Here is a 12,111-nt window from a genome sequence, read left to right on the forward strand (position 1 = left end):
ATTTCTGATCGCTTTATAATCGTCATGGACGCGAAGAAATGTTATGATATGGACAAGTGCTCCATGCAATATGTGTAGCAAAGATAGTCTACAGCAGGGGTTGACAATGTTTGCGTTATGTTCCGATATCTGCATGCCAAAGCGGCATGCGTCTCGCCAAAAAAGTTTATAATGAAGAAGGAATGGTTCTGTTAAGTGAGAACGTCGAGCTCAACGACAGCTTCATCAAACGTCTCAGAGATATGGGGGTGTCGTATGTATATGTAGAAGATATGCATACGGAAGGTATTAACGCACCGAATATACTGAGTGAGGAGACGAGAAGAGAAGCCAATCGTATGATTCGACGCGAGTTCAAGCGCCTGATGACGGGATCCGTACTGCGAAAGCATAGCGGTCCAAGTGACATGAGCGGAGCTTTTTCCCGATTGCTAGACAGTATCATTGATGACATATCCAGCCATGAAGATGCGATGGTTATGCTCGGAGACATACAGACGGCGGATTTATACGTGTTTAAGCATTCGTTAAATGTATGCGTGTATACGACGATGTTTGGAATATATCATGGATACGCCAAGGAAGAACTTAAGATGTTATCGATGGGCGCTTTGCTCCATGACATTGGGAAGACGCAGCTAGACCTTCAAATTTTGAATAAACCCGGAAGACTGTCTGACTATGAATTTTCCCATATTAAGAGCCATACGGAGCTTGGATTTCGTATTCTTAAAAATGAACCCAATATTCCATTAATTGTGGCTCATTGTGCCTATCAACATCATGAGAGGTTAAATGGGAGTGGGTATCCAAGGGGAATCCTGTCAGATCATATTCATGAATATGCGAAATGGATCGCGATTGCGGATTCTTTTGATGCGATGACATCACACCGCGTTTATCGGTCAGCCATGCAGCCACATGAAGCGTTGGAGATCCTTTATACAGGCTCAGGCACGTTATATGATCAGTCCATGCTCGCTTTGTTCCGTGATCGGATCGCTGTGTATCCGCTTGGAATGACGGTTGAGTTAAGCACGGGCGAGGTCGGTGTCATATCGAAGATTAATTCGAAGATTCCTCAGCGTCCCATTGTGCGTTTATTGCTTGATCCAGAGGGTAAACCATACTCGGATATGAAAGAAATAGATTTGTCACTTAAGCTAAATGTTGTGATTACGGGATATCGGACGGATATTATGGCTTAGAGCAAAGTGTTCATTAACGGAGGGACTTTCAGTGCGGGAAACGGATAAGCAGGGCGTGTTCTGGAGATGGGGAACGCTCATATACCGCCATCGTAAGCTGGTGATAAGTCTGTGGCTTGTTTTATTTGCAGCAATGGCTATATTTGCGGTTCAGGTCCCCTCGTTATTAAAAGATAACGGCTTTACTCCTAATGGCAGCGAATCAGACCAGGGATTAAAGCTTCTTCGTGAACAGATGCATATTTCATCCAATGCGCTGGATATCGTGTATAAGAGTAAAGATAGTTCCTCTCTGCTATCAGAGCGTGCTAAGGCACGTATAATGGATTCGTTATCTGAACTTCGGCAGCAATCATATGTAACCGACATTTTGTTTGCGGAATATACACGTGTTTCAGAACGCAATGACATTATAGCCGTGAGTGTGTTGCTGGATCTGGATACCAACGATGCTTTGGAATTATATCCTTCCATACGCAACCTGATTCCATCGATGGTGGATATGGATACCTATGTTAGCGGCGCGACACCTGTGTACTATGATATGCAGGTGGCAAGCAAGAACGATATTGTAAAGTCGGAGCTGATCGGATTACCGATTGCACTGCTTGTTCTGCTGCTCGTATTTGGAACATGGCTGGCCGGTGTACTGCCGCTTGTTGTCGGATTATTAAGTGTGACGACTACGCTTGGACTTATTTATTTTATTTCCTTTGTATCGAGCCCGCTCAGTAATTTCTTGCCTAATTTGGTGTCGATGCTTGGACTTGCTGTTGGTATCGATTACGCATTATTTATGGTCAGCCGCTTTAGGGAAGAGCTTCGCAATCAGGGTACTCTCGAAGGTGCTGTAGCCATGACGGCTCAGAAAGCAGGCCAATCTATCTTTTTCTCAGGTGTTGCGGTGCTTATTGGATTAGTCGCGATGGCTTTTATCGATTTGTCTTTATTCCGTTCGTTGGCGCTTGGCGGTGTAATTGTGGTGACGATATCGGTCGTTGTCGGCAATACATTGCTGTTGGCGCTATTTGGCATGATCGGGGAGCGAATCAACAGGTATCCAGTTATTCCGCTGCGTTGGCGTCATCGAAAGCGTAAGTTGGCTGATAACTGCCAAGGCGAAGGGAAGCTGAAAGAAGGGTTCTGGGGCAAGGTTGCTTATGGAGTGATGTCACGCCCAATCACAATTGTTGTGCTGCTTACGCTTGGTTTAATCGTGTGTGCTTGGCCAGTGGGCAGTATGAAGATTGGTATCCCCAATGCAGAAGTGCTGCCGCCTACATATGAATCAAGACATGGCGCCGACTTGATGGAGCTTGTATATGATAAGCGTGAGATCAATTCATTGCATGTGCTGCTAAGGTTGGAACAGGCTTACACGGAAGCGCGCTCGATTGAGCAAGCAGAGCAGTTGGAACGTGAGATCGCGTCACTGCCTAGTGTATTGCGTGTGCAGAGCTACGTATCGTTAGTCAGCAATTTGCCATCCACAGAAGCGAAGTTGGCCGCAATTCGCCAGCCTGCTATTCAAAGCCAATTGGAGCATCGGCATCTGGCAAATGGCCATTATGTTATGCTCCATGTTGTGCCAAGAGTCAATACAGATGGGGATCAGGCCTTTAACCTCGTTCGAGACTTGAGAGGCTTGGAGCTGCAGGGGACAGATATTTATGTGACCGGGGGGCCCGCATATCGCCTTGATATTGTAGAACGAATTACAACTGCTCTGCCATTTGTAGTGATCTTTATACTGACAGTGACGTATGTTGTGCTATTTTTGGCCTTCCGATCTGTACTGCTTCCGCTCAAGGCTGTGTTGATGAATGTACTGAGTCTGGGCGCAAGTCTCGGCATAGTGGTGCTCGTGTTCCAGTATGGCTACATGGCAGACTTATTTAAGGTTACCTCAACTGGAATTGTAGTTGCGATGCTGCCGGTCATCATTTTTTGTGTTGTATTTGGCATATCTATGGACTATGAAGTGTTTCTTCTGTCTCGTATTGCTGAGGAGTATGAGGCCAGTGGGGATAATGAGCGCAGCACTGCCGAGGGGCTGAAAAAGACAGGCGGGATTATTACGAGTGCGGCATTTATCTTAATTGCAGTGGTCGGCGCTTTTATATTTACAGATAATGAAATGATGAAGGCGATCGGATTAGGCTTAGCAACATCGGTACTGTTGGATGCAACCTTAATTCGGATATTCCTTGTACCGGCATTAATGAAGCTGATGGGACGTGCCAACTGGTGGTCGCCCTGGCATAAGCGCCCCAATTCTTCACGTGACGCTGCTTAATGAAGTGATCCGTCATTTAACTATATAATAGATAGCTAGTTTATAGGCAATAAGAAAGTATGGTGAGCTACAATGAAAATGATGCAAGAACAACAACCGCAAACTGATGTGAGAACAGAACAAGTGCTGACGCCGTTGTCACCCGCATATGATCCTTGGGACCCTATTCGATCATTACATCAGTATAATCAACATAAACTGACAAGTGTAGAGATGACAGTTGCCCAAGTATGCAACATGAGATGTGAGCATTGTGCTGTCGGACACACGTTAATTATGCGCGAACCAAACATGCTGCCGGTGGATTTGATGCTAAAACGGCTGGATGAAGTCGAGCATTTGGAGACAATTAGTATTACCGGAGGCGAGCCAACGTTCCATTTGTCTACAGTCACCGATTATATCGTACCAATTCTAAAGTATGCGCGTGATCGAGGAATCCGTTCACAGCTTAATTCGAACGTAACCTTGGATTATCGACGTTATGAGCTTATTGCTCCTTATCTGGATGTCATGCATATTTCTTTTAACTATACGAATGCAGAAGACTTCCATGAAGTTGGATTTGTTCATACCAATCATCATATCTCTCCCAAAGTATCGGCTAAGTGGTACGAACAAATGATGGAAAATACCCGTAAATTAACAGCTGGCGGCTTGCTTGTATCTGCGGAAACGATGATTAATTATCGGACACATGATAAGTTGGGGGAAATGCATCGCCTTATTCAAGAAATGGGATGCCAGCGTCACGAGGTGCATCCGATGTACCCGAGTTCGTTTGCGCAGCATTTGCCAATGCTGCCGATCGATACGCTCAGACAGTCTATTCACAAGCTGCTTGACGTTCGAAATCCGGACATGTGGATGTTGTTTGGCACACTGCCTTTTTATGCCTGCAACAGCAATGAAGAAGATCAGAAGCTCATTCGTCGTCTGCATACAGAGCCTAACGTCACCGTTAGGAATGACCCAGACGGGCGCAACCGTTTAAATGTAAACATGTTTAATGGTGAAGTGTACGTAACTGATTTTGCGGATATCCCATCCTTCGGCAGCATTCATGCCTCGAAGCTGGATGATATCTTTAATGAATGGCTAACCGCACATCCGCTCTCAGCCTCCGTGAATTGCCATTGTCCGGCGGCACGCTGCTGCGGGCCTAACTTGCTCGTGGCTGAAATGTACTATCAAGGTATTGACTTTAGAAAGCGGACTTCGACACTATCAATTTAGTGAAGCGATGGTATCTTGTTTATTCTTGGTGCAGAACAGGGGACATTTACCCGTATCATCCTATTGGTTTGTAAATATTCGATTACAAAGAAACAGGCCCCACCTACAGATCAGCATACCTGTAGGTGGGGCCTGTTGTGTGTTCTGATAACGGGAATATGTGCATGGAGCATTAATGGTATGGGAATAGCCCACTCAAGCAGCTTAAGTTCAGTCAGTTTATAAAGTCCGTTGTGCTTGAATATGTTGGGCAATCAGCTTCCCATGGCCACGTCCAGTTTCAATAAAAATTTCATTGGCGTTTCTGCCAGAGGCAATGACACCTGCTATGTAAAGACCTTTAATATTGGTCTGCATAGTTGCTGGATCGAATACAGGCTTTTCTCTATCTTCTTGCAGTTGGACGCCTGTCTGCTCCAACATACGACGATCCGGCCTGAAGCCAGTTAGCGCCAGTACGAAACGACAAGGCAGCCGCTCTATGTACTGACCTTCTGCAGCGGCAATTGTAACATAATCTGGTTCAATAGTGGTTATTTGAGAACTTAAATGTATCGTGATAAGCCCCTTTGCAACCATGCTGTCAAAGATAGGGCGCACCCACGGCTTAATATGTTCTGATATGACAGGTCCTCGGTGTACGATCGTTACTCTTGCACCAACTCGGAGCAATTCCAAAGAGGCGTCAACAGCGGAATTGTTGCAACCAATGATGACAACGTCCATTCCTGCGTACGGATGTGCTTCCTGAAAATAATGGGATACATGCGGTAGATCTTCCCCAGGAATGCCCAGCATATTAGGGTGGTCGAAATAACCTGTAGCATCAATAACATAGGGAGAGGAATAGATAACAGTCTCACCAGAAGTCTTTCTTGTTGTTACAAGAAATGTGCAGTCTGATTGTTTGGTAATAGCGATCGCTTCCTCGTAAGCGTTAATTTTTAGTTGGTAACGCTCCGCCACCTTCAGATAATAGACAAGTGCTTCGTGTCGATATGGCTTTTCATTTGGTGTAGTAAATGGAACGTTACCGATCTCCAACAGCTCCGGCGTGCTGAAAAATTGAAGATTAGTTGGGTAACGATAAATGGAATTCACCAAGTTATGCTTTTCAATTATTAAAGGCTCGATGCCGATGTTCTTCAGTTCAATCGCGGCTGACAATCCGCATGGACCGGCGCCAACGATGATGGCTTCTGCATAATTCATGAATACGCCTCCAAGGTCTAGCATAATAAAAGATTCACCTTTTATGGTAGCAGGTTGATTGCAGGAAATCCAATGGCTTGCTTACAAAAAGTTTATGAAAATTCGGACAATCAGGTGGGTGTTAGCAACATTTGTATGATATATTGGACACATTCCTTTTAAGGAAGACATAGGTTCTGATTACTTATACAAAGGATGGGATTGTGGAATGAATAAGCCGCAAGCGATTATTTTTGATATGGATGGTACGTTGTTCCAGACAGAGACTCTGCTGCTGCCAGCCTACCATCGATTGTTTGATCGCCTTCGCGAGGAAGGGCTGTTCGAAGGTCCGACACCGCCTGAGGAGTATATATTGAGTTCGTTAGGCATGCTGCTTGAGGCGATTTGGCAGCGTGTCATGCCGGATGCCAGCGAAGAAGCTCGTCTGCGTGCCGATGTGTTGTTATTAGAAGAAGAATTGGCAGGCTTGAAGCAGGGAGGTTCCTCTTTATACCCTGAGGTGGAAGGGGTGCTTCATCAGCTGCATCAGCAGGGAGTCAAGCTGTTTGTAGCAAGTAATGGCCTGGAGCCTTATGTGAAAGGTGTTGCAGAAGCACATCGTATTCATGAGCTGTTTGATGGCTTGTATAGTGCGGGAGGGCATCGTACGTCCTCCAAAGTGGATCTGGTTCGTATTCTGCTTAAGGAACATGGGATCACATCGGCATGGATGGTCGGGGACCGTTCATCGGACGTGGAGGCAGGCAAGGAGAATGATCTGACGGTGATCGGCTGTACGTATGCAGGCTTTGGGGGAGAAGAAGAACTGAAAGGTTCTGACTTCTATATTAACCATTTCCGAGAGTTGCTGTCGCTGTATGAGCGGAGTGCTGAGCTGTCATAATTAGTGGAAACGTGCTGTGCAGCAAACTTGATACGACACAAAGAAGAGCAGCCTAGGCAAGCGACAGGCTGCTCCTCTTGTATTTGATCATATGTCTGAATCTGTAACTAATGAGAGTCTTTATGTTTGGACTGTTGGATAATATCCAGAATGGCCTGGGTCTCATCGGAATCAATGTGATTACAAGCGTGACTTTCTGGCTGTGTCGCTGACGTATCTTCATCTGAAACCCCCTGCCAGTGTCTCCGAGTAGGTCTTTTGCGGGCTGATGGTTTTAAGGGATAGAATGGATAATAGGGGCGGAAGCGACGATAGGCCGGAGTAGAACTGCGTGTCTTCTTTACACGGTTAGATCTGGACGGCATTCGTATGCCTACGAACGGCTCTGTTGATGGAGGCATGCCCGACAGCTTTAAGGTTGAGGCGGTCTCTTCATTAGCTGGTGGTTCTTTGGAGACAATTTCCTTATTCGAGTGCTTAGGTTCGCGGGTACGTGCATCAGGACTTACTTTATTCTCATACAGCCAGATCGCATATTCCAAAGGTCTTGATAGAGCCAAACGATACGTGTCGCGATCTCCAATCCGGGCAAACACTTCACGTGCCGGCTTTGGATTCACTTCTAGTAGCCATATTTTACCGTTTCTTTCGATGGCGAGATCTAAGGCCAGTTCACATAATGCACCGTACTTTTTTTCCAGAAAACGAGCAACGGCGACTCCTAATTGTTCAGCGTTAGCTTTCACTTCGTTGATTCTCTTCTCATCTCCGATCCACTGCCTGAGCAGCGTATCCATTCTTACCGCTTCTCCGCCGCCATGTAGATTAGAGGTAATGCTTTTGGCGGCGCCGATGCGGGCGGCGCATCCTGTCACTGTCCACTGCCCACTGCCATCCTTCTGCACGAGCATGCGATAATCGTGAACACGTCCATTCGGTAAATTAAGCGATATGCCCTGCTGCACCAAGTAACGTTCTTTGGCATGCCAGGAGGCAAGCTTTAATGTGAGTTGAGACCACGTCATTTTTTGCGGTTTGATGATACGCCGCTGATGGTCTCTTCCTTGCACGAATACGGTCTGACTGGATGACTTTAGACGCTCAATTCTTAAGATACCACGGCCGCCTGTGCCATTTATCGGCTTCAAGTATACAACGGGATCTCGCTTGATCATTTGTTGTACGTCAGCAACTGACGAATACAGCTTTGTTTTAGGCAAGGATAGATGAATCTCAGCGTCCTCTCCAAGCACCTGATAGATGGTCCATTTGTTGCGGAGTGGTCGATTCATAAAATGAAGATGATGGTATTTTGTACGAAATCTCCGTAATTGCTCGAACCGATAGCTGCTCTGCAAGCGGCAGCGATCAAATATAAGGTGGGGAAACTTCATCCATTTGCGTGACCAACGGTTGTTGTCTGGATTGTATACCAAAGCATGAATTTTTCGCATTTGCTCATTGACATCTTGCGGCGTAAATACAAAGACTTCGATGCCGAGCTTCTTGCCTGCTGCTATCATCTTCTGATATACAGGACGCTCTTCTAATTGCTTCTGTTCATTCATATATAACGTGAGTATGCCAAGTATAGGCTGAGTCAAAATGCATTCACCTTCTTTTTGTCCGTTATCCGCTGTTCTTGGCAAGATACGTGCTGTATTGGAAAATTCGTTCTAAAGAACATCTGCGAATGTGCGGCTCGTCAAACTTCATGGGCTTTGCATTCGCCTCAAAGAACCAGATTCCTCCGCTTGCATCCACGCCTAGATCCATAGACATCTCGCCAAGCGTGTGTCCTGACCCACGCTCCACTTGTCGAGCAATGACTAACGAAGCATTTCGCGCACGGGTCATGATTTGCGAGGCTTGCTCCTCGCCAAAAATTGAAGTCAGCAATTTCTCCGGGTCATCTATGCTTCCGCCACGCGGCACATGCGTGGTGATACTTAATACACCAGCTATCCGAGCGCCAACACCCGTTATGTCCCATTCGCCCATTTGATTTTTTTGAACGAGTACACGCAAGTCAAACGGCCGACGATTAATAGCTGCAAGGGAGATTCCTTGTTGAATGATGTAATGGCTTTGACCTGCTTGTTTGCGAATACGTGACCATAACTTACTGATATGCGCGCTTTTATACGAGGTGCTTCCTTTTCTGTCCTGTATTTTTAAGCGGAACTTTAACGTTTTCGCTTGGTTGACTCGCAGTGTCATAATTCCCATTCCCGCTTTGCCTGTCTCTGGTTTTAAATACACATAGGCATGACGATTCAGCATTTTGCCAAGGCTGGCAGAAGTCGTGAGCTTTCGTGTACTGGGAATGTAGGGCTTAGTCGTTTTTGATTTTTTAAGCCATTCAAACAAGTTCCATTTATTAAAAAAGTACGGATTAAACATACGAATCGTAGGATGGGCTAGAATCGACTTGATTTTGCTGTTCACACTTGGCTGCATTTCATCTTCCCGGAGTGGAATGCGATTATAGATAACGTGAGGCAGAGGAAACCAGCCCTGCTGCCACACGTTGCTTTCTGGAACATAGTTATAACCGATTACCCGTTTTGCATTTAACTTAAGATCTTTAACGGTCACGATATAGACGTTAAAGCCGAGCTCTTTACCGGTCATGAGCAGGTCGGTAAAATTTTCGCGATTTCCTCTGAAATATTCATTGTCGTCATCAATGGTGAGAATGGCCACAATCGGCAATTGCTCTTGTTCCATTCCATTCACTGCTCATCCCTCCTGCGAAATTTACTTAGGAATAGGCAGTGTTCCAATATATGCTCGATGGAAGACTTACCTTCGATCTTCAAAGAAGGGTGCTTGAAGATCGATCGTCCAGGCTTGGCGTTAGCTTCGAACATCCATACATGCTCATCACGGTCGATACCCAGATCAAAGCCTATTTCTCCGATAAGGTGCGGGTGATTTCGTTCTATCGCTTCAGCCAGTTCAATGGCAACTTCTTTGGCTCGATCCAGCACTTCATCCGCGCGTTCGCCAAACGTGCGTTCAAGTGCCTGCCTCGGAGCCATCAACTGCCCTCCGTTTTTAACATGGGTAGTTACACTGCCTTTACCCGCCTTCTTCGCACCAATGCCGACGACGACCCATTGATCGTCCCCGTTTTTGTGCATATGGAAGCGGAAATCGATGGGACAACCATCGATCTCGGCAAGACGTACGCCTTGCTGCACGACATAACCCCGCAGCTGCCGTCCGTGCCGACCTTCGAGCATCCGCATCAAACTGCTGAAATGTTTAAATCGCAGCAGTACGTTTTTACCATTATTTGTGTAACGGGCAAAGTAACCTTTCTTCGTGAGATAGGTTAAGCGGTAAATACCGATGCCGAGGCTGCCAGCGGTAGGCTTATAATAGACGAACTGATGCCGCTCCAGCATCTCCCTGATGGTGTCCGAATTTGGATTCATAACGGATTCAGGCACGTACCTGTTTGCATCCAGTTCACCTTCCAGCAGTGCATACACATCAGATTTGTTAAAGAAACTCCAATTGAAGAAAGGGATCTTTTTCCGAATAAACCGTTCTCGTAAATTGTTGATGCCAGTAGAAGTCTCAGCTCTTCTGCTTGGAAGGCGATTATATATAACATCAGGCAGTGGCACGGTCTTTCTTACCCACCCCCCGTACTCATTTAAAAAGTAAGCCAATACCGTTTCGTTAGACCAATTAATATCGCGTGGGGCAAAGGCGAAAACATAAGCTTTGTTGTGGCCGGCGCGAAGTATTTGTTTAATAAATCCGGTACGGCTGCCAAAGGGGCTGGTCGTTGAACGAATGGAGGCATCGGACAATATGCCGATTAACGGACCGAGCTGAATATGACCATCACTTTCATTTAACAGAAATACGCTGCCTGATTTGGGAACTTTTACAGTAGTGCGTATCCCTGAAGAAATATACAGATGTTTGCCGGCTTTTTTGATCGGTTTTAATGTAACTGGAATACTGGTTCTGCCAAGACGCAAGCGAATTGATCTTTTGTTGGACAGCTTCAGTTGTTTTAATAGTGTGTGGGATACATAGATCATTTTTTCGGAATTTGGCGTCAGATGGACGTTGCAAACCGTCAAACTCATGGACAGACCCTCCTAAGATGTCGAACCAAGACATGGCGAGCGTATAAAATGGGACGTTCTACCGCATGCATCTCGGCTTCGCGTTCACCGGTGTGTTCAAATACGGCCCGACCCGGCTTCGAATTAACCTCAAGCAGCCAAATTCGCGAACTTCTATCAATTCCAAAGTCAATGCCTAACTCTGCCAGACGCCCATGGCGTGCTTCCAGCGCCTCGGGGATACATTCACTATATTGAATAATGTCGTGAATGAGCTGCTGTGACACGCTGGCGCCATATTGAGCCCTCAAGTATTGTGCCGCATCTGCAGCGTGGCCTCCACCATGAAGATTGGATGTAATGCCATTTTCAAGCCCGATGCGTACGGCCATGCCGGTGAGCGCCCAACGGCCGGTTTCGTCTTTTTGCATAAGTGTCCGCAGATCAAAAGGCTCTTCCTTTGGACTATTTAAGGTCAAGTAGGGCTGCAGCACATATTTTCGACCGTTGATGAAGCTATGAATCCAATGTAGTCCAGTTTGAAGGCGATCGAAGTTGTGCTCAAATGGCTGATTGCTGTCATCGCGTCCTTTAACGACGATGGTATATCCTCTGATGGAGGAGGAATCGGCATGAGCCGATGAACCAAGGTGTTGGATGAATAATGCGGATCTACCCTTGCTACCACTGTGAGGCTTAAGAAATGCTTTGCCTTGATGCTCATGGAGGAAGTCATTCAGTGCTTTAACGCCACTGTATAATGATGTTTCTGGAAGCAGATGTTTAATGCTGTCAATTCGTGACAGGGAACGATACATATCCCATTTTCCGCCTAGTCCGACACTGAGCCATGCTGTACCTGACAGCCTCATTCGGGCGACAGCAGCTCGATTTTTCCGATATTGTACCTCGTTGGTAAAAGTTAGACGGTCGTAGACAAGTTTGGGTATCGGAGCGGTTACACTTTTCCACTCTTGATCTTCGTACGTGTATCCCCTCACCAGTCGCTTGCCCCAATCGATCCAGTGAGGAGAGAAGATAAGGACGGGGACACCCCGTTTTTGCCCGGATAGACACAATTTTCGGCAGAATGCCGTTTCTGCGAACGGAGGAGAGCCGACTCTTTCATTTTGTAGTATGCCTAACGTGTCTAGTGGACCTTTCATAAGGCTCATGGAACTC

The 12,111-nt window shown here is 46.2% G+C and carries 9 protein-coding genes; 4 read left to right on the forward strand and 5 right to left on the reverse strand.

Annotated elements, in window-relative coordinates:
* The first annotated feature begins 110 nt into the window (after positions 1–110).
* The 3 genes from QP775_RS15600 (at position 111) to yfkAB (ending at position 4,740) form a co-directional block, all read left to right on the forward strand.
* The gene (locus QP775_RS15600; protein ID WP_285107394.1) at positions 111–1,208 is read left to right on the forward strand and encodes an HD-GYP domain-containing protein; all 1,098 of its coding nucleotides are present in this window, start codon (positions 111–113) and stop codon (positions 1,206–1,208) included.
* A 31-nt stretch (positions 1,209–1,239) separates the two neighbouring features.
* Positions 1,240–3,504, forward strand: coding sequence for an MMPL family transporter (locus tag QP775_RS15605; RefSeq protein ID WP_285107396.1), 2,265 nt, complete (start codon positions 1,240–1,242; stop codon positions 3,502–3,504).
* 78 nt (positions 3,505–3,582) lie between these two features.
* Positions 3,583–4,740: a radical SAM/CxCxxxxC motif protein YfkAB gene (gene yfkAB / locus QP775_RS15610; RefSeq protein ID WP_481857232.1), complete on the forward strand. Its 1,158-nt coding sequence runs from the start codon at positions 3,583–3,585 to the stop codon at positions 4,738–4,740.
* Positions 4,741–4,959: 219 nt separating this feature from the next.
* On the opposite strand, the gene QP775_RS15615 is transcribed toward yfkAB, so the two are convergent.
* Positions 4,960–5,952, reverse strand: coding sequence for a YpdA family putative bacillithiol disulfide reductase (locus tag QP775_RS15615; RefSeq protein ID WP_285107398.1), 993 nt, complete (start codon positions 5,950–5,952; stop codon positions 4,960–4,962).
* A 208-nt stretch (positions 5,953–6,160) separates the two neighbouring features.
* Here QP775_RS15615 and QP775_RS15620 point away from each other — a divergent pair, with 208 nt between their 5' ends.
* Complete coding sequence (locus QP775_RS15620) at positions 6,161–6,838, forward strand: HAD family hydrolase (protein WP_285107400.1); 678 nt, start codon at positions 6,161–6,163, stop codon at positions 6,836–6,838.
* Positions 6,839–6,945: 107 nt separating this feature from the next.
* On the opposite strand, the gene QP775_RS15625 is transcribed toward QP775_RS15620, so the two are convergent.
* From QP775_RS15625 to QP775_RS15640, 4 genes are read right to left on the reverse strand one after another with little or no spacing between them, the layout of a single operon-like run.
* On the reverse strand, positions 6,946–8,442 hold the full coding sequence (locus tag QP775_RS15625; protein ID WP_350338979.1) for a YheC/YheD family endospore coat-associated protein: 1,497 nt from the start codon (positions 8,440–8,442) through the stop codon (positions 6,946–6,948).
* Positions 8,443–8,467: 25 nt separating this feature from the next.
* On the reverse strand, positions 8,468–9,568 hold the full coding sequence (locus QP775_RS15630; RefSeq protein ID WP_483312023.1) for a YheC/YheD family endospore coat-associated protein: 1,101 nt from the start codon (positions 9,566–9,568) through the stop codon (positions 8,468–8,470).
* 5 nt (positions 9,569–9,573) lie between these two features.
* On the reverse strand, positions 9,574–10,950 hold the full coding sequence (locus QP775_RS15635; protein ID WP_285107404.1) for a YheC/YheD family endospore coat-associated protein: 1,377 nt from the start codon (positions 10,948–10,950) through the stop codon (positions 9,574–9,576).
* Positions 10,947–12,104: a YheC/YheD family endospore coat-associated protein gene (locus QP775_RS15640; RefSeq protein ID WP_285107406.1), complete on the reverse strand. Its 1,158-nt coding sequence runs from the start codon at positions 12,102–12,104 to the stop codon at positions 10,947–10,949. Before QP775_RS15640 ends, QP775_RS15635 begins: the two co-directional genes overlap by 4 nt.
* Between the last annotated feature and the right edge of the window lie 7 nt (positions 12,105–12,111).

Source organism: Paenibacillus sp. UMB4589-SE434 (assembly GCF_030226685.1).
GTDB lineage: Bacteria > Bacillota > Bacilli > Paenibacillales > Paenibacillaceae > Paenibacillus_B.